The organism is Nitrosophilus kaiyonis, assembly GCF_027943725.1.
GTDB lineage: Bacteria > Campylobacterota > Campylobacteria > Campylobacterales > Nitratiruptoraceae > Nitrosophilus_A > Nitrosophilus_A kaiyonis.
In genome coordinates this window covers 764,659-783,806 of record NZ_AP025696.1, presented here as the reverse complement: position 1 = coordinate 783,806, position 19,148 = coordinate 764,659, and the positions used below count along the sequence as shown (strand labels likewise).

The 19,148-nt window shown below is 27.1% G+C and carries 18 protein-coding genes, 5 tRNA genes, 1 pseudogene and 1 CRISPR repeat array; of the genes and pseudogenes, 13 read left to right on the top strand and 11 right to left on the bottom strand.

The genetic code is table 11. The features are described from left to right. The first annotated feature begins 45 nt into the window (after positions 1-45). The gene (locus QML81_RS04030; RefSeq protein WP_281951902.1) at positions 46-1,425 is read left to right on the top strand and encodes a CYTH and CHAD domain-containing protein; all 1,380 of its coding nucleotides are present in this window, start codon (positions 46-48) and stop codon (positions 1,423-1,425) included. On the opposite strand, the gene QML81_RS04025 is transcribed toward QML81_RS04030, so the two are convergent. Further along, complete coding sequence (locus QML81_RS04025) at positions 1,422-2,150, bottom strand: MBL fold metallo-hydrolase (RefSeq protein ID WP_281951901.1); 729 nt, start codon at positions 2,148-2,150, stop codon at positions 1,422-1,424. The two genes, QML81_RS04030 and QML81_RS04025, sit on opposite strands and share 4 nt — an antisense overlap. Before the next feature lie 446 nt (positions 2,151-2,596). On the opposite strand from QML81_RS04025, the gene QML81_RS04020 reads away from it, so the two are divergent. The 6 genes from QML81_RS04020 (at position 2,597) to QML81_RS03995 (ending at position 5,929) form a co-directional block, all read left to right on the top strand. Further along, on the top strand, positions 2,597-3,829 hold the full coding sequence (locus QML81_RS04020) for a tyrosine-type recombinase/integrase (RefSeq protein WP_281951900.1): 1,233 nt from the start codon (positions 2,597-2,599) through the stop codon (positions 3,827-3,829). Between the two features lie 56 nt (positions 3,830-3,885). Then, on the top strand, positions 3,886-4,137 hold the full coding sequence (locus QML81_RS04015) for a hypothetical protein (protein WP_281951899.1): 252 nt from the start codon (positions 3,886-3,888) through the stop codon (positions 4,135-4,137). Next, positions 4,127-4,402 (top strand): type II toxin-antitoxin system RelE/ParE family toxin, encoded by a 276-nt coding sequence (locus QML81_RS04010; RefSeq protein ID WP_281951898.1) that lies wholly within the window; start codon positions 4,127-4,129, stop codon positions 4,400-4,402. The genes QML81_RS04015 and QML81_RS04010 overlap by 11 nt, the downstream gene beginning before the upstream one ends. Positions 4,403-4,556: 154 nt before the next feature. Further along, entirely contained in the window at positions 4,557-5,237 is a 681-nt protein-coding gene (locus QML81_RS04005; protein WP_281951897.1) for a hypothetical protein, read from the top strand. Between the two features lie 172 nt (positions 5,238-5,409). Then, positions 5,410-5,604, top strand: coding sequence for a helix-turn-helix transcriptional regulator (locus QML81_RS04000; protein WP_281951896.1), 195 nt, complete (start codon positions 5,410-5,412; stop codon positions 5,602-5,604). Positions 5,605-5,704: 100 nt separating this feature from the next. After that, complete coding sequence (locus QML81_RS03995) at positions 5,705-5,929, top strand: hypothetical protein (protein ID WP_281951895.1); 225 nt, start codon at positions 5,705-5,707, stop codon at positions 5,927-5,929. A gap of 120 nt (positions 5,930-6,049) precedes the next feature. Here QML81_RS03995 and QML81_RS03990 read toward each other — a convergent pair whose 3' ends face one another. Beyond that, the gene (locus QML81_RS03990) at positions 6,050-6,316 is read right to left on the bottom strand and encodes a hypothetical protein (protein ID WP_281951894.1); all 267 of its coding nucleotides are present in this window, start codon (positions 6,314-6,316) and stop codon (positions 6,050-6,052) included. A gap of 164 nt (positions 6,317-6,480) precedes the next feature. On the opposite strand from QML81_RS03990, the gene QML81_RS03985 reads away from it, so the two are divergent. Genes QML81_RS03985 through QML81_RS03965 form a run of 5 tightly spaced genes read left to right on the top strand, consistent with a single transcriptional unit; the run spans position 6,481 to position 9,519 of the window. Further along, positions 6,481-6,720, top strand: a complete 240-nt coding sequence (locus QML81_RS03985) for a hypothetical protein (RefSeq protein ID WP_281951893.1) — start codon at positions 6,481-6,483, stop codon at positions 6,718-6,720. Then, entirely contained in the window at positions 6,717-6,989 is a 273-nt protein-coding gene (locus QML81_RS03980; RefSeq protein WP_281951892.1) for a hypothetical protein, read from the top strand. The genes QML81_RS03985 and QML81_RS03980 overlap by 4 nt, the downstream gene beginning before the upstream one ends. Next, positions 6,970-7,251, top strand: coding sequence for a hypothetical protein (locus QML81_RS03975; RefSeq protein ID WP_281951891.1), 282 nt, complete (start codon positions 6,970-6,972; stop codon positions 7,249-7,251). The genes QML81_RS03980 and QML81_RS03975 overlap by 20 nt, the downstream gene beginning before the upstream one ends. After that, on the top strand, positions 7,244-8,089 hold the full coding sequence (locus QML81_RS03970) for a hypothetical protein (protein ID WP_281951890.1): 846 nt from the start codon (positions 7,244-7,246) through the stop codon (positions 8,087-8,089). The genes QML81_RS03975 and QML81_RS03970 overlap by 8 nt, the downstream gene beginning before the upstream one ends. Further along, positions 8,089-9,519 (top strand): primase-helicase family protein, encoded by a 1,431-nt coding sequence (locus QML81_RS03965; protein ID WP_281951889.1) that lies wholly within the window; start codon positions 8,089-8,091, stop codon positions 9,517-9,519. Before QML81_RS03970 ends, QML81_RS03965 begins: the two co-directional genes overlap by 1 nt. Before the next feature lie 1,494 nt (positions 9,520-11,013). On the opposite strand, the gene QML81_RS03960 is transcribed toward QML81_RS03965, so the two are convergent. The 5 genes from QML81_RS03960 to QML81_RS03940 form a co-directional block, all read right to left on the bottom strand. Beyond that, positions 11,014-11,098 (bottom strand) — tRNA-Leu (locus QML81_RS03960). A 27-nt stretch (positions 11,099-11,125) separates the two neighbouring features. Beyond that, positions 11,126-11,202 (bottom strand) — tRNA-Arg (locus tag QML81_RS03955). A gap of 12 nt (positions 11,203-11,214) precedes the next feature. Then, a tRNA-Arg gene (locus QML81_RS03950) sits at positions 11,215-11,291 on the bottom strand. Between the two features lie 93 nt (positions 11,292-11,384). After that, positions 11,385-11,461: transfer RNA gene (locus QML81_RS03945), tRNA-His, on the bottom strand. 18 nt (positions 11,462-11,479) lie between these two features. After that, positions 11,480-11,557, bottom strand: a tRNA-Pro gene (locus QML81_RS03940). Between the two features lie 164 nt (positions 11,558-11,721). On the opposite strand from QML81_RS03940, the gene QML81_RS03935 reads away from it, so the two are divergent. Beyond that, positions 11,722-13,068 (top strand): sodium-dependent transporter, encoded by a 1,347-nt coding sequence (locus QML81_RS03935; RefSeq protein ID WP_281951888.1) that lies wholly within the window; start codon positions 11,722-11,724, stop codon positions 13,066-13,068. A 31-nt stretch (positions 13,069-13,099) separates the two neighbouring features. Further along, positions 13,100-15,027: a CRISPR direct-repeat array (repeat unit 29 nt; unit sequence CTTTATATCCCATAATTGGATACTAATAT). A 103-nt stretch (positions 15,028-15,130) separates the two neighbouring features. On the opposite strand, the gene cas2 is transcribed toward QML81_RS03935, so the two are convergent. From cas2 to cas3, 4 genes and pseudogenes are all read right to left on the bottom strand, one after another. Beyond that, on the bottom strand, positions 15,131-15,412 hold the full coding sequence (gene cas2, locus QML81_RS03930; protein ID WP_281951887.1) for a CRISPR-associated endonuclease Cas2: 282 nt from the start codon (positions 15,410-15,412) through the stop codon (positions 15,131-15,133). A 2-nt stretch (positions 15,413-15,414) separates the two neighbouring features. Further along, positions 15,415-16,403, bottom strand: a pseudogene (gene cas1b, locus QML81_RS03925) (type I-B CRISPR-associated endonuclease Cas1b). Then, on the bottom strand, positions 16,396-16,890 hold the full coding sequence (gene cas4, locus QML81_RS03920) for a CRISPR-associated protein Cas4 (protein ID WP_281951886.1): 495 nt from the start codon (positions 16,888-16,890) through the stop codon (positions 16,396-16,398). The pseudogene cas1b and the gene cas4 overlap by 8 nt, the downstream one beginning before the upstream one ends. Continuing rightward, positions 16,887-19,148, bottom strand: a complete 2,262-nt coding sequence (gene cas3 / locus QML81_RS03915; RefSeq protein ID WP_281951885.1) for a CRISPR-associated helicase Cas3' — start codon at positions 19,146-19,148, stop codon at positions 16,887-16,889. The genes cas4 and cas3 overlap by 4 nt, the downstream gene beginning before the upstream one ends.

Sequence of the window (19,148 nt, the reverse complement as noted above, 5' to 3'; positions counted from 1 at the left end):
GTTATAATTATTTAGCCTTAGAATTCATAAAAGCCCGAGGTCTTTATGTCTTTAGAAATTGAAAAAAAATTTCTCCTAAAACCTTTCAATATTAAAAACTTTCTAAAAAAATATAAAATTCCTTATAAAAAAATCAAAATAAAGCAAATTTATCTTGCAAAAAATCCCCCTATTAGAATCAGAAAATATGGGAAAAAGTATATTTTAACAACAAAAAAGGGATCTGGACTTATTAGAAAAGAGTATGAAAAAAATATAAACAAAAAAGAGTTTTTGCAATATCTAAAAAATTATAAAAAAATAGGAGAACTAAAAAAAATTAGATATATTTTTAAAATAAAAAATTTTACTTACGAATTAGATATTTTTAAAAAAGATTTAAAGGGACTCTTTTTTTTAGAGGTTGAATTTAAAAATAAAAAAAGTGCAAATAAATTTAGAATTGATAAAAGATTTAAAGATTTTCTAATTGAAGATGTTACAGAAAATAGAGAATTTTCAAATTTTTCATTAGCAAAAAATAAAAAAATTCCATCAAAAAATTGTAATAATATATTAGAAGTGGAATTAATTGATCCTCTTTGTTCAACAAAAGACTCTTTAAAAACTCTGTTTCATTCATTTAATAGGAATATTATCTATTATCAAAAAAAATTTTTAGAAGATAATGATCCAGAACATATTCATAAGATAAGAGTTAATTTAAGAAAAACAAGAGTATTTCTAAAAGAGTATAAAAAATATTTAAATGAAGAAGAAAATAAAAACTTTTCAAGTTTTTTCAAAAATTTTATGCAAAAAAGCAATAAAAAAAGAGATATTGATGTTTTAAAAGAAAACTTTTTTAAATATAAAATATCAATTCCAAAAGATTTAAAAAAATATTTAGAAAATCTACTATTAGAAGAAACCAATAAAATTAAAAATCTATTAAAAAGTGATGAATTTGAAAAATTAAAAGAGATCTATTCTAACATGCAAAAAGAGTCTTTTTATAATCAAAATAGTAATGTCCCAATAATAATTTCATCTTATAATATTATAGAAAAAAAGATTTCTAAAATATTTGATATTACAAAAAAATTAAATCAAAATAGTCCAGCAGATGAATTTCATAAACTAAGAATTGAATTTAAAAAATTTAGATACCTTTTAGAAGCTTTTAGCCATTTTTACAATATAAAAGAGATTGAAAATCTTATAAAAAAGACAAAAAATATACAAGATATATTGGGCTCTCTTCAAGATATCGAAACAGGAATAAAACTTCTAAATGAAATAGCCAATACAGCTTTTCAAAATGAAAATAAAATTATTGAAGATATTACAATTAGATTAGAAGATGAAAAAATCATAAATAAAAAACTTTTTTTCAAAAAGTATAAAAATTTAAAAAAATATCTAAAAAACTCTATCATATTTTAAAGGTGCCCTAACTCTATATATCTTCCTGCTCCACCTAAAATAAAATTTTTTCCAAACTTTTTCTCAAATATTTTTATAGCTGTTTCACCACTGCAGTGTGTTGGAGTAATATACTTAACTCCTAAACTTTTTAGCTCTTCAGCTATTTTTTCAATATGAGCCAAACTCTCATTATATAAATGAAAGCCACCTATTACATAAACAATCTCTTTATTGATAATATTTATTGCTCTTTTTACAATATTAACAATACCAGGATGAGAACATCCAACTACCAAAACACCTCCATCAATAGTATCAATTATCATAGACTCTTCACCAATTTCTCCCATTGAGCCAGTTGAATATATTCCATTTTCTATCTGTAAAGGGTGACTTCCAACAACTATTACCTCTTTAGCCATTGATTTTAAATCATCTATCAATTTTTTAGAAAACGACTCCGGAAGCACTATTGTTAAATCACTATTTTCTTCCAAAACTGTATCCAATCCACCAATATGGTCCCAATGAGGATGAGATAAAAACAGCAATGATACATCTTTTAAATTGAGTCCTAATTTTTTAATGTTTTTTAATAAAACTCTACCATTGCTTCCTGTATCAAAAAGTATATTTTTTTTCAAAATATTTATAAAGCATGAAAAGCCCCATAATGATTGAAAATCATCTTTATAACTATAATTGTCAAAGGGAATATAAAATTTTATTGCAGAAAGTTTCATATATTTTCCTTTAAAAATATTCTACCATAATATAAATTGATGATATTTATGAAAAATTTTTATAAGCTTTTTATTATATAAAAACTTTATTGATTGAAAAATATTGCGGTTTTGAAAGAAATAATTAATACACATTAAATTAAAGATATATAAACTAAAAGAAATTATTTTTATGCTATTGCTATATTTTTTGAAGATTAAAATATTTTACAAGCTTATAACTAATAAAGAGAGGATAAATTTAAAATTTCAGTGGTGCGGGAGAGACGCACCGAATTAAGGTTTATCTAAGTTTCCTTAAGGATATTTTACCCCTTTATAATTCCTATTTTATGGTACTTTTAAACTATTGTGGTTTATTTAAGTTTATTATAAGTAAAATTTTTATGCGGTACATTATGCGGTACAAAATTTCGGTACGCGATAAAAAATAAGCGAGGTAACTAATGCCAAAAAAGATAAATGCTCTTAATGATTTGCAGATTAAGAATGCAAAGCCAAAAGAAAAAAATTATAAATTAATTGATGGTGAAAACCTCTATATCCTTATAAAAAGTAATGGCAAAAAAATTTTTAGATTAGATTATAGTTACTTAGGAAAAAGAAATACCTACACTATTGGAGAATATCCCCAAATAACTCTATCACAAGCAAGAAAAATAAAATATGAACTAAAAGAGATGATAAGACAAGGAATAGATCCAAACAGACATAAAAAAGAGCAAAGAATAAAACAGCAATTGCAAGCCAATAAAAAGAGCTGCAAATATGTAATAGATAAATTCATTGAGCATAAAGCAAAAGAGGTAAGTGAAGCAAGATTAAAGAAAAATTATATTGGTACATTTAATAACTACATCATCCCTTTTATAGGAAATTTACCAATAGATGAAATTAATAAAGAGGATATTTTAAAAATAGTCAAAAATACATATAAAACAAAACTTCCAAATGATTATAGAAGCAATGATAAAACCTATAAAGCAAGAGAAGTTTTTAGGATTATTAACAATCTTTTTGATTTTGCTATCCATAACGATTTTATACAAAGCAATCCAGCCAGCAAGATAGATATTGATAAAGTAATACCAAAGCACAAGCCAATTAAATTAAAAGCTATAACCGATGACAGGATAAAAACGATTTATAAAAAGATAATCTCTTTGAAAAATCCTTATATATCTTTGCCTCTTCAATATTTGGCACTAACTGCGGTTAGATTTGGGAATGTATCCAATTTAAAATGGAGCTATATTGATTTTGATAAGAAGGTAATAATATATCCAGCTGAAGCAATGAAAACGAAAAAAGAGCCTTTTCGTATTCCTATAACTGATGAAATAAAAAAGGTACTAAAAGAAGCTGCGAAATTAAATAATTATAGCGATATTGTTTTTTGCAGCCCTATCAGTATTTACAAGCCAATTTCAAGTAATACTTTAAGAAAAACCCTAAAAATAGATTTAAACGAACCTCAGCAGGACTTACATGGCTTTAGAAGCAGCTTTGAAACTATTGCATTAGAAAGGCAAAAAGAGCATAAATTTAGCTTTGAAGCAATAGAGGCACAACTGCACCATAACATAGGAAATAAAGTTACACAAAGCTATTTAAGAAGCGATTTTTTAGAGGAAAGAAGAAAACTTTTAAAATGGTGGGAAGAATATTTAAAAGGTTAAATACTATTATATACTTTGATATAATATTATAAACAATACGATTAAAAGGATAGATAATGATTACTGCAAACGATTTAAAGGTAAAAGGAATAAAAGCTATTGAGAGTGAATTACAAGCTAAAGATGAAGCGGTTATTACCTTTAGAGGAAAGCCAAAGTATATTGTTTTAGATTTTGAAAGATATGAACAGATTAGAGCAGCTGAGCTTGATGCTGCATACCAAGATCTAATGGAGAAAAAAAGAGCTGGAAAAGTACATGTAAGCAATGCAGATGAATTAATGAAAAGAATAGAGAATGAGCTATAAGCTAATCTATGATGATACATTTGTTAAAAAGGCTGCAAAAATTATAAAGAAAAATCCCTCTATGAAGGATAGAATTAATAAAACTCTCCACTTATTAGAGGATAATCCCTACCATCCCAGCCTTAGACTGCACAAATTACAAGGCAAATTAAGCAGATACTATTCAATATCAATATCTATGAGCTATAGAATTATTATAGATTTAATTATCACCGATAAGGAGATAATTTTGCTTGATATTGGAAGTCATGATGAGGTTTATTGATGGTTATAAAATATAGTGATTTTATTTTTATATGTGAAAACCTCTATATTCAAACAACACTTATAAATCAAGCAAAGAAGCATATAACGAGATAGAGAAGATTTTAGATGTAAATTTTATTTAATAGCAACAAAATTAACAAGCGAGGTAAGAAATGAATAAAAACAAAAATGAAAAAGAAAAAGCAATATATGAAACAATGAATAAAATTTTCACTCATAAAATTTTAGATGATTTTTTTGATAGAACATATTATAGAAATTTTATTATATATGTTAGCAGCGATGAAGAAAGTGCAAATTATTATCTTAATGAGGTTAAAAGCTTTTTTATTGGAAAAGAGATAAATAGAAAAAATCAAAATACCCTTTATCGTTTTTTGAACCATAGCTCTTTATATATCTTAGAAGAGTTTAGAAATATTAATATAAGAAAAAAAGCAAAAAAAATTTCTTATATTAATAAATCAAAAAAAGAACAAATAGAATGGATTAGAAACAAAGCAAAAGATTTTAAAGAATTTTTATCATTGTTTGATTTTGATATGTTTTCAAAAAATAAGCTTTACCATTTATTTGAAATTAAAGACTTTTTAGATTTTATGATAGAAAACCCAGAAAATTTTGTTCATACTAAATATAGCCCAATTACAAAAAAATTTTTAAAAGAAAATCTTTTAGATTTACAGCCAGCACCATTAAAAAAAGATATAGATGCTTTTTTAACTATTACTTTAGATAGTGTCATTAATATAAATAAAGATTTTAATAATGTAATATTCAAGGCTTATAATATACAAGACGCACTCTTTACTACTCCACTTATACAAAAATAATTACACTACCAAATTTTTGGTAACTATTTGTTGCCACTATCAAGGTAAAACATTAATGCCTTTTAAACTACAGATAAAAAACACCATAAAATTGACATTTTAATATTTTTATTTTGCTCTATATTTATTTCATAATTACTCCAATAAACAAAAAAATCCATAAGGAGCAATTATGATACTACCATCTACTACACAGGACAAGCTAATCACAATCAAAGAGGTTTCATCTCTTATTGGTATGAAAAAACCAACTATCTATAAATACATCCGAGATGGCAAGTTTCCTAAACCTATAAAAATAGGAGTTAGAGCTTCGCGCTGGAGTTTTAATGATGTTATGAACTGGATAGAAGAGCAAAAGAGATAAAAATTTCATACTTTGATTTTAAGAGCTTTTTTCTTTAAAAGGATAAATAACTCAATTGAAATTAAAAAATTCAAATATAACTAAATTTGAAAGGATTTTGATGGATTTTTACAAGGCAGACAATATTAATAATATATTAGGCAAAGAGATTTTTAAAAATAGATTGAATGTAAGCAATGATGAGGTTAAAAAAGTGACAGGCTTAACGATTAGCGAACTTTTAAGAGCTTTTATCTTTAGCAGGAAAAACAACTTTAAACAAGAGCTTAGAAAATGGCAAGAGACAAAAGAGCCAATGAACATAGAAGCCATTTTTAATAAATAGTTACATTATAACAAGTTTTTAATAAAGCTCATATTTTGATTTTAAGCGAGGTTTTGAATGGGAAGTATATTTATATTAGATGATGTTAAAGAAAACAATAGAGGGCTAAATAGAAATGAATTATTTATCATTTTTATTTGCTGGAGAGCTTTTATCAGTAGAAGTATTAGAAGCTTTATCTTCATCATCACATACAACATCTTTAACATTATCAAGAGTTTTAGCTTTGATGTAGTTTTGAAGCCAGCTATCCACCCATTGAGGAACTTCATTTTTAGACTTCCAAGATGTAGAAATAGAATTAGGATTAAGGCCACATATTTTAGCAAACTCTTTTATGGTGAGATTGCATTTTTTAAGAGTTTTTTTAAAAGATTGAAAATCCATAGCAAAACCTTTGAACTCAGAATTATTGAAAATTATAACATAAAAACTAAATATTTCTTTGTTTTATTGTTGACATATTCTAAAATATTATTGTATTATTTTCTCAATAAACTCAACAATTTAGAGTTTATAAATAATTTTCACTACACCAAAAAGGAGACCAAATGACACTATCCCAACTATTAAGAGAGGCTTTAAGAGCCAGAGAGAGCAAGGCAAAGAGTGTTTATCTTTTATTAGGAGTAGATGAGTTTTTGGAATTTGTGGATGTCTTGTCCAATAAAGAGTGTGATGACTCCAGCTTAGAAGAGATACTAAAAAATGCAAAAGTTGGAACTATCAAAACCTTAGACAAAGAAGAGATAACAAAAATTCTTAACAACATCAAAAGGGGGCAAAAATGACACTAAAAGATATTAGAAAACAAACAGAACAAAATATAAATAAAAGCAACGAACAAAAAATATCCATCCAAGATTATGAGGCAGATATAGCAACAGTTAGAAAAGTTGCTTCTCAACTATGGTATGTAATTCAATCTTTAGATGATGATATGTTGATTGATGCATTATCATTAATGCAAGCGGATCTATGGATGAGTGCTGAGAGAATAGAAGAGTTGTATAACAAACTTAAAAAAATAGAGAGCAAAAATGAACCTAAAAGATATTAGAAACCAGATAAAGCAAAGTTTAGATAGGGAAAAAGTTAGAGCAATGTTAGAAGCTTTAGGATATGAGATTAACAGAGATTACAAATTTAAAATAAGAGATGAGAGAACGCCATCAACTTCTATTAGAAGAGATGGCTATATTAAAGATTTTGGCAGCGGATGGGGAGGCGATATTGTAGCTTTTATTCACGAACACCATAACACACCATTAAAAGAAGCTACCCTTTGGGTAGCTGAGTGTTTAGGGATAAGATATGAATAATTTACCTCAGCCTATCAACCTATCCCAACCACTGCACAACACATTACCAAGACAAAATTATACCAATAAAGAGGAAAAGCAAAGCTTTAATTTGAATGAGTGGCATATCAACTTTAAAAAAGTATTGAAAAAACAAGAAGAGACAGCAATAACATCTATTGAGTTGCCAGATGGATTTATAAATACAACAACTTTAATGTATGAGCTAATAGATAGAGATATTTGGAGATTAGCAAAAGGAAAAGAAGTTAAGGATAGATATTTGGGATATAGCAGCAAATATAAAAGCTTGACTATCTCACTATTTAAAGATGATGAGGTTAAGACAATCTGTATAAGAGAAGCAACAGATAAAGAAGGAAATCCTATTAAGTGGAAAACATACGGAAGCAAAAGGTTTATCCCTTATAGGATTTTTGATGAAGATGATCCAAGCATATTTGTAGGTTATGGAATAGGAGAATTTTTATTGCTGGAGTTATTAGAGCTAAACTATATGATACTTCAAAGCGATAGCATAGCTTTAAATCTTGCTAATAATCCATATACACCAGATATTAAAGATAGATACATATTTGCTTTGCTTGATAATGATGAGAGTTGCAAGAAAACAATAAATCATTTAAAAGAGCATTTTAAAAGCTGCAAAGTGTATCCAATAGATTTTGAAAATATTTTAGATAAAGAGTTGCCAAAAGGTTATGATTTTAGGGACTTTTGCAATGATGTAGCAAAGAAAGTTAGAAGTGATAAATCTATGGCTAATTCTTTAAAGGTAAAAGAGAGAATTTTAAACTATCTATCAAATGAGATTAAATTAGTTATAGGGGGTAAATAATGGCAAATATTATTAAAGATACATTGAAAGAGTTAGAGGCTCAAGAAAAAACCCTTGAGCCAGTAAGTGAGACATGCGAGGTAACTAATAATATTATACCGAAAAAACGCCCAAATTACCAGCTTTTCAAGGCAAACAATTGGAAAAAATTAAACTCTAATGAATATATAAATCTTATAGATGAAAAAGGCGGAGCATTATGGCTTAGCAATGATGGAGATATTTATTTCCGAACTTCTCCACACATCAAACCAGTTAAAAAAGAGCCAAGCAAAGCCGAAAAGGTATTAAGTAATATCATTAATAAACGCTTGCGACTAATGAGAGCAAGTGAACCTGATATATCCGAGTTAGATTTATTATTGATAAGTGAGGAGGTATTTGACCCGCAAATTAATCAAGAATTTTTTAAAAAAAATGGAATATGGTATCGCAATGTATTTAAACCTACAGAATTTATGAAAATGACTCAAGAGCCTACAAAAGAACCTCTAACTATTTTAAGACTTATAAAACATCTTGTTAGTGATAATGAGAAATATTTTGAACACTTCATAAATTGGTTAGCCTATTTTTGGCAAACGATGGAAAAACCAAATACTGCTATAGTATTAATAGGAGAGCAAGGAACAGGCAAAGGAATTTTTTTTGACTACATTATACGCCCACTTTTTGGAGAAGAACAAACAATCCAAATAAACAATAGTATTTTAAGAAATACATATATTGCCCCATTTTTCAAAAATAAACTTTTTTATAACCTTGATGAAATATCACAAGGAACATTCAAGGAAAACAAAAAGATAAAAAACTTCATTAAGCCACTTATTACAAATCAATCTATTACCCTTGATGAAAAATTTGTCTCGCTTAATAAATCTATACTGATTAAAGGAGCAACACTTATCACTTCTAACGAACATATACCACTTGAAATTGAAATAGGAGATAGGCGCTTTAATGTTTTTCCTTCAAAAATTAAAATAATGCAAAAAGGTTTTTTAGGTTTTGGAACATTTGATAATTTTAAATATCAAATAGAGCAAGAATTGGCAGATTTTGCAAAATATTTATATTACTATCCAGTAGATCCAATCAAAGCAAATACAGCTATTATAACACCAGAGAAACAAGCACTTATAGAAGCCACTAATGATAAATACACACTATTTGTAACATCACTTATACAAAAAAATCTTAAATTTTTTGAAAAAATAGAAGATGATAAACCTATTCTTTATCTTGAATTGAAAGCAGATTTTGAAAAAAATAGAATACGCAAAGAAAATATCAAACTATATTTTAATACAGTATTTGATGAGAATAAAAGCACCCAGCAAATTATGAAAGAACTCAAGCTGCGCTATCCTCAAATTTTTAATCAAACTCCTATAAAAAGTAATGGGCAACGCTTCTATATAATTTCATAAATTTTTCATTTATTACAAAAATGGGCTAATTTTTGCCCTTTTTGATTTAAAAGCCCTATTTTATGGTATATATAACAGGGCTTTTTATTTTTTAATTTTGCCCTTTATATTTTTAAAATCCCTATTTTACCGATATTTACAAAGGGCTTTTTTAAAATAAATTTTGCCCTTATTTTTATATAGTTTTGCCCTTTTTAACTTTATAGGAATTTATTCATAATTATATTAAATTTATAATATTTACTTAAGATAATAGTATTTTAAGATATTTTAGGGCATAAAAAGGGCATTTTTCAAAAAAAAAGCCCTGCTAATCAGAAAAAAAAAGCCCTGCTAAAACTCCATATTTATGGGAAAGTTATCTTGAAAAGGGCAAAAAAACAGGGCTTTTTTCAAAAAAGTACTTTTATTTTTTTTCTCATATTTTTTCTTTTTTTTTGCAGTTTTTCTTAATATAATCTTAATTTATAACCACTTCGATTTTGGAAACTTGCATATATTTAAACGCTATTGCTAAAAAGCACTCTTTTGCTTTTGAAAAAGAAATCCATTAAAAAAGTAAAGTAGCTAACTCAATAACGCATAAAAAGATAGCTTTTATATAAACATACAAAAATAACTCATTACTATAAAATCTATGATACCCTACCCCCTCAAAAATGGATTTTTTGAAAAGTTGACTGCCCGCTCGGTGAAGATGTTAAAAGTAAAAAATTTTAACACTGCCCCAGTCTCCATATATAAATTATCACTTTTACCTTTTATTAGGTATACAAATCTTTCAAGATGTAATTTGATTTATTGATACAATCTTCGCTTAATCAATACTTAGCATGAGTGTAAATCCATACAAAAATATAAGTGTCAACCATGTTGGCGCCCTAAAAACTAAATAAATTTTGAGGTTCAGAAGATCCAATAACAACCTCATCTTAAAGGAGTTATTAAATCCAGGGGGAGTGGGGGCAATATCATAATAACTTCAATCCAGCCAAACTGCTTATAAATAGCTTTTATCATAAAAAAGCTGCAATACTGCCCCATCTCCCTATAAATAAAAAAGCTGCTAGGCTTATAGAGCATTTATTTAAAGCTCAATAATCAAAGTGTAAATAGTTTAAGTTTTAAAAAATTAATTGTATTGAAAATCAGAGTTTTCAATACTAAAAACCGCTGTTTTTTATCTTATAGGAGCTAAAATAATGTAGTTTAAGTTTTGTAACCTTAAAGAGCCTATTTTTTACTTTATACACTTAAGAAAATTAGAAAAATTATATATTTTTTGGCTAAAACTTAAAAGTTTTAATTAACTTCAATATATTATAATAAACTTCTAAATACTTTAATAAATTAATAAAATCTATCAAAATCATTATAGCATTTTCGTCTATAAAAGTATATTTATGTTGATTATTTTTTGCGGTATATTTTGCGGTACAAACGGCTTTTGAGTTTTCTTAAAGTTCGATTTTATGGGGCTTCCGAAGGTTTACATGGTGCGGGAGAGAGGACTTGAACCTCCACACCTTGCGGTACCAGATCCTAAGTCTGGCGCGTCTGCCAATTCCGCCACTCCCGCATTTTGTAAAACAGAAGAAAAATAAAGTGGTACGCCCGCCAGGATTCGAACCTGGGACCTACGGCTTAGAAGGCCGTTGCTCTATCCAGCTGAGCTACGAGCGCATACTCTCTCTTTGGCACGCCCGAGAGGAGTCGAACCTCTAACCTACGGATCCGAAGTCCGTTGCTCTATCCAATTGAGCTACGGGCGCACTGATTAGGTCTTCAGCCACGCCCTAGCAAAAGACCCATAGGTTAAAATTATATCAATTCTTTTATTTACTTTTCAAAGGCTCTCAAACTAATGGGGTGGATGACCGGATTCGAACCGGCGACCCCCAGAGCCACAATCTGGTGCTCTAACCAACTGAGCTACACCCACCATATTTTTAGTGGAAAATGGTCGGGGTGGAGGGATTCGAACCCCCGACCCCCTGGTCCCAAACCAGGTGCGCTAACCAGACTGCGCTACACCCCGAACTCAATTTGGATTGAAATTATATTTAAAAATGTTTTATTTGTCAATAATTTATATAAAACTTTGTTACATAATTTTTTACATTTTATAAAATAGGCTATTTTTTATAAGATTATAAACTCTTTTAAATATAATTTAATCAATATATTAACTAAGGAGACCAAGTGAAAATTCAACGCTTTTCACGAATAGGTTTTATTATGGCTGCAGCAGGTAGTGCAGTTGGGCTTGGAAATATATGGAAATTTCCATATATGACTGGAGAATATGGAGGAGGAGCATTTGTTTTAGTATATCTTATAACCATAGCTTTTATAGGATTTTCTGTTATGGTAGCAGAGATGCTAATTGGAGCTCTTGGAAGAAAAGATACAGTAGGAAGTTTTGAAGAGCTTGCTCCACCAAATAGAAAATATTGGAAATATGCAGGTTTTATGGGATTTAATGGAATTATTATTATGACATTTTATTCAGTTGTAATAGGCTGGATTTTCTATTATTTAGTAAAACTGCTTTTTGGATTACCATCTACAACTGATGAAGCAAAACAGATATTTAACACTTTAGTTGGAGATAACGAAATAATAGCAATAGTCTGTCATACTATATCAGTTATAATCGTTGCATGGATTGTTAATAAAGGTATAAAAAGCGGTATAGAAAAAATAAATCTTATTTTAATGCCATCTTTGATGATTATACTTTTTGGTCTTTTAATATATGCATTCAGTTTGGATGGATTTTCAAAAGCTTTTGCTTTTATGTTTGAACCAAAATGGGAAAAACTAAATTCTGAAGCTATAGTTAGAGCAGTTGGACACTCATTTTTTACACTCTCTCTTGGAATGGGAGCGATTTTAACATATGCTGCTTCACTTCCTAAAGAGGCAAGTATTCCAAAAACAGCTTTTATAGTTACTTTCATGGATACTTTGATAGCCCTTGTAGCTGGACTTGTTATATTTAGTTTTCTTTTCCAGTTTGGCGCAAAACCTGGACAAGGACCTGGTCTTGTTTTTATTTCGCTACCAACAATTTTAAATAATTTCGGAACTTTAGGCATATTTTTTGCACTTCTGTTTTTCTTAGCTTTAGCATTTGCAGGAATAACTTCTGCTATAAGTTTAGTAGAACCTGTTGTTCAATATCTAATCGATAGATTTAATCAAACAAGAACAAAAGCTGTATTTTTAACAAGTTTAATATATTGGGTTATTGGAATAGGCGCACTTTTATCTTATACAAATTCTTGGGGAAAAATTTTCAGTCTTGGTGGAAAACCACTATTTGATATATTAGAATATACAACAGATTCTATTTTACTTCCTCTTGGAGGACTTTTAATAGCAATCTTTGTAGGTTATGAGCTTCATAAAGATAGAGTAAAAGCAGCTTTAGAAAACAGTATGGGAGATACAATATTTCATATTTGGAGATTTTCAATAAGATATATAGCCCCAATTGCACTAATTTTTATGATGTTAAATCTCATGGGAATTATAAAAATATAACATTATTAAAAAATAAATCTTTATATTATAATTTTATATCCCATAATTGGATACTAATATAAATAAAAGAGGTGATAGATGGGGGCTTTATTATCCTTTATATCCCATAATTGGATACTAATATATAGTGATGAGGTAGCTTATAAGATGTAAAATCTTCCTTTATATCCCATAATTGGATACTAATATCTCAAATTCAATTGTATAACCCTTTTCAATTAACAACTTTATATCCCATAATTGGATACTAATATTAATATGTAAAAAGAGTTATATATTGTATCATTATTACTTTATATCCCATAATTGGATACTAATATTGAGACTTAATAAAAGATATTCATTTGTAGCAAAAACACTTTATATCCCATAATTGGATACTAATATATGAAGAAAAAATTAGCTTAGTAAAAAATTTAGAATAAACTTTATATCCCATAATTGGATACTAATATGATATTGGGTTGCAACTAAGCCCGTATGCTTTAATTACTTTATATCCCATAATTGGATACTAATATTGATGCATCCTGATGATAAAAACTATGAAGATGAGACTTTATATCCCATAATTGGATACTAATATCGTTCCAAGTTTTACAAGTTTTCCATCTATCTCATCTTTATATCCCATAATTGGATACTAATATGCTTGTATTTTTATGAAGTTTATAGATTTTATTTTCTTTATATCCCATAATTGGATACTAATATTTTTGTAAGCGGTCCAAGATGCATAGCCTCTTTCAAAACTTTATATCCCATAATTGGATACTAATATGATTTGCTTGTGATGATAGTTCAAATTTAGTATGGCACTTTATATCCCATAATTGGATACTAATATTTTTCATCTAAATTCATCACAGGACTGTCATACTCTAACTTTATATCCCATAATTGGATACTAATATCGTTCCAAGTTTTACAAGTTTTCCATCTATCTCATCTTTATATCCCATAATTGGATACTAATATTCATAATTACCTCAATCGAAAATCCAAGCTATTAACTCTTTATATCCCATAATTGGATACTAATATTTTGTGCATAATCATCTCCAATCCTTCAGCTAAAAACTTTATATCCCATAATTGGATACTAATATTTCATATAGTACAGAAAATACAATTCAGCTTTTAATCTTTATATCCCATAATTGGATACTAATATTTGTATATGATATGAGCAGCTCTCTTAACGCTATTAAATGGCTTTATATCCCATAATTGGATACTAATATCCTTGTACCGAAAGAATAGCACAAGAAGGCGAATTTTCTTTATATCCCATAATTGGATACTAATATAGAACACTTTCAGCGTCTAAAGTGTGCTGCCTATACCTTTATATCCCATAATTGGATACTAATATTATATATTGACAATATAACCGATATGATTGGTTATTCTTTATATCCCATAATTGGATACTAATATCTTCAAGATATACTTTATCAAGATTTTTTATCTCATCACTTTATATCCCATAATTGGATACTAATATAATATTAGATAAATTAATGATTGCTCAAAGAGAATTCTTTATATCCCATAATTGGATACTAATATCCAGATAAAGAGCCACCAGCTATAAAACCAGATGACTTTATATCCCATAATTGGATACTAATATATGTATCTTTTCTATGTAGCTATTTTGAAAATAATACTTTATATCCCATAATTGGATACTAATATATACATTAATGGGCATAGGCTCAGTTTTAGTAATAATCTTTATATCCCATAATTGGATACTAATATGACAGAGGTGAACATACAGTCGAAAGCACAACTCACTTTATATCCCATAATTGGATACTAATATGAGTATTTTAAGGAAAATAAATTAGATCCAGAACACTTTATATCCCATAATTGGATACTAATATTTTTTTATATCTGAAGCAGCTACAATAATAGTAAACTTTATATCCCATAATTGGATACTAATATCCATAAAAAAATTATAACATAATTCCGATTTTAAGGCATTTTTTGTCTTTATTTATAAAAGTTTTTTCTCGAATCAACAATATTTAGCTTTCCGAAAATTCCGCTAAAATATATTTGTTGTAGGATCAAAAGATATTCCTAAATTGTATTTTTTTACATTATTTTTGTTATCAATTCTATAAAAAATTACATAATCGTTATTAAAATCTATAATATTTTTAATACTATTTTGTAATTTTATAAATTTTGCTTCACTTAATTCACCCTCAAAAACACTTTTTTGAGTATGATGAAGATATTGTCTACATAATTTCATTACTTTATTAAGTCTTTTTTGACCTTCTTTTTCTATTGTACAAATATCATAAACCAATATTATATACATTATTACCACCAAATTTTAAAGTGTTTATATTCATTTTCTCCTAACAAATGTTTAATAAGCTTATAAAGTTCTAATCTTATTAATCTTTTATATTTAATTCTTTTTCTAAGCTTTTTATGCAAAATTGTCCTATTCATTCTTTCTTCAAAAGCAGTTATGACTTTTTTTCTTCCTTCTTCTTTTAAATAGGCAAAATTTAATGATTTATCAAAATCTCTTTTGGACAATTTTCTATCATTTAACATTTCAAAAATTAATCTATCTCCAAAAATAGGTTTAAATATTTCTGCAATATCTAATGATAAAGAAAATCTTCTTGTGCTTGGCTCATGAAGATAGCTTATTGTTGGATTTAATTGTGTTTATATATCTCTTTTAAAACAAAAGTATAAATAAGGCTATTAACAAAAGAAAGTAGAGCATTTATCATATTGTCTGGAGGATTTTTTACTCTTTTTTTAAAATCAATATCTTGATTAATAATTTTTTCAAAACAGCTATAATATATATCTTTCGCATTACCTTCAACTCCCATTAAAGCTCTAATTCCATGTTGTTCATCAATACTTTTATATAATGATTTTAAAATTTCTATTTCATTATCAATTTTTTCTTTATATCTTTTAATATTTGCAATAGCCCCATAAACAGCACCTTTTACAAATTCTTTAGCAATATAGAGTCTCTTTTTCCTTGAAGTAAAATATTTTACTTGTTTAACTAATAAATCACCAGACAATAAAAATTCTCTAGGATAATATGTTCCACTATAAAAACCATAATAGTTAAAAATATGCATCATAATTTGATGTTGTGTAAAATAATTTAAGAGTTTTGTATTAAAGTCAACTTCTCCAAAAAGATATAAGGAATCAATATCATTTATAGGTATAGGAACTTTTGATACCTTTTCATTTTCAAAATACTCTAAAAATAGTGTATTATCTTTTCTTTTTATTCTTCCAGATTTAAATATATAATATTCACGCATAACACAACTCATAATAACTACATTTTTTACAAAACATTTTATCTATAACCTTAGGAGGGATTTTCAAGCTCTTAATTTTTTCAATTTTATTTATTAAATCTTCTAATTTTTCAATATCTCCTTTCTCCAAAATGACAGTAACTCTTTGCCTTAATAATGGATAATCGATCATTCCTTTACAATTTATACCTAAAAGTTTTAATCTATAAAGATAATATTTCATCTGCCAAACATGAGCTTTTTCCATTGTTTTACCTTTTTTTACTTCGTGAATCAAAGCATTTTTCTTTTCAAAAAAATCGATTTTTATTCCTTCAAATTCTATCTCTTTTCTTTTATTTTTATAAGTTATTTCATGAATAATTTTTCCTAATTCTACTAATTGATTATTTTGTTCCATTGTTATATCTTTAGAAAAAAACCATAACTTTCTTTTACAAATAAAATAATAAGCTATTTCATTTCCAGTAATATATAATTTTTTCATAATATATTTTCAATTTTTTTATTTTCAATTATTAAGCCCAAATTAGCATCATAAGGAAAATTTATAGTAAAAAATTTTTTTCTAAATTTTTCTGGAGTTATTTGAGTTGGAATAATATTTTTAAGTTTATAAAGAGGTAAACTTACTGTAAACTTATTCAAAGTGTAAAATGCTTGTATTTTTTCAGAATATTTTTTTGATTTATCTAAAGCAACTTCAATTGCTTTTTCTATCTCATCTATATTTTTTTGATAAACTTTTTCTGGAATAACATTTATATTTAAAATTTCTCTGAAAAGCTGTTGAGCTTCTCCTTTGGTATCAGCCTCAAAACCTGCGTCTAAAAGTTTCATGTATTTTTTAAAATCTAGATAAAATTTAGTTTCTTTTATTTTTTCCTCGCTATAAACTTCTTTCATAAGCTTTTGTTTCATACTTTCAGTTAATATTTTTAAATTGTATCTTTTTAAAGCTTCTAATGTAAGTTTTACAATCTCTTTGCTATAAATTTTTCCTTTATCTGATGGTTCTTGTGTAGCAATTATAATATTAGGGTTGTCATTTTTATCAATTATTCTTCCTGATTTTCTATAAATCCTTCCCATTCTTTGAATTAAAGAGTCTAAAGTGGAAATTTCTGTAAACAGAATGTCATAATCTATATCCAAAGAAGCTTCTACTAATTGAGTTGAAATCCAAATAACTGGTTCACAAGGATTTTTTATTTGTTCTTCTTTTTCTTTTTTATCTCTTTGAATAAAAAGCGAGTGTAGAAGTTTAACATTTAGATTTTTATTTTCTTTCAAAAATTTAAACAGTTCCTGTGCTTTCTTTACTGTATTTGTAATAACTAAAACTTTTTTATCTTGATTAAATTGAGAAATCATATAATTTGAAAATTCATTAATGGTTTTATCTTCTAATTTGATCTTATGCTTTTTCTCGTCACTAAAAACAGGATCTAATTCTTCTGCATAATTTTTTAAATATTCATTGATAAAAGGATGAATTGTTGCACTCATAAAACAAAATTTTCCTCCATAATAGGTTATTTCTTGAAGTCCCTTTATTATAACTGCAAGTGTATCTGGTGAATAGCTTTGTGGTTCATCTAATACTATTTTTGAATATATCAAAGTGGCATAAATTTTCTCATACCCAGGATACTTAAAAACAGATGTAAATATCTGGTCTGCTGTGGTTATAGTAATTGGCATAGAGAACTGTCTTGTAGCTTGTGTTTTTATGACGTGTTCTTTTATAGAAAGTAAATCATCTATTTTTTCATTCTCTCTTATTCCATAAAATAAAGCATCACTATGTAAAAGTCCTATACATTGTTTATCTTCTTTGAAAATATTGATAAATCTTTCATACATAGCATTAACAGAAACTCGAACAGGCAGAGTATAGAAAGCTTTATCTTCTCCCATCCAATTAATAGCAAATTCTGTTTTTCCTATGCCTGTTGAAGCAGTAAGTAATACATTCTTATTTCTCAGTTCTTTTGCTTTTTTTTGGAAAGATTTTAGACCTTTAAAATTTTCCTTTTTAGAAAGATAAGATATTAATTTTTCTTCTACATTGGAAATTCTATTTTCCTCTATAGGTAAATGTGCAGAAGCTGAATGGTCTAATCTGTGAAGAAGTCCTTTTAATAGAATAAAAATTTTATCTTTTTTGATATTTTTTACCTTAGGAGAGTTAAAGTAAAAACTTTCTATTTTTTTATATAGAATATCAACTTTATCTGAGGGAATATCTGATATAAAAAACCTATATTTTTTTAACCACTTTAAAGTATCTATTTTATTTTTTATATCTTTTTCAATGACTTTTAGGAAATATTCTTGTGAAAAATCTATTTTTCGATGATGGTGAAACAAAACAGAAAAAAGGATGTAATTAAAATATCCCTTGATAATAGTCCCTTTTATTTCAGGAACATATAAGAATATTCCTGAAAGATAGTTATGTGGAATTTCTTTATCTAAATCTGATGGGATTTTTACTGGTTCATTTAAGTATTTTTTTATCTTTTTTTGAAAATGAGAAGAAACTTTACCTAAATCGTGAAATAAACAAGCGATTTTCAAAGCATTCCAAAAGTTATCAGTAGTTCCAATATCTTTTAATTCCTTACCATACAGTCTTTTTATTCTTTCTAATTCTTTTAAAAGATTTTCTGTATGCCTTTCTAAAGTTTCAGGAACAAGCTTACCATTTTGATAGTAAAGCTTTGCATATACCTTTTCCAT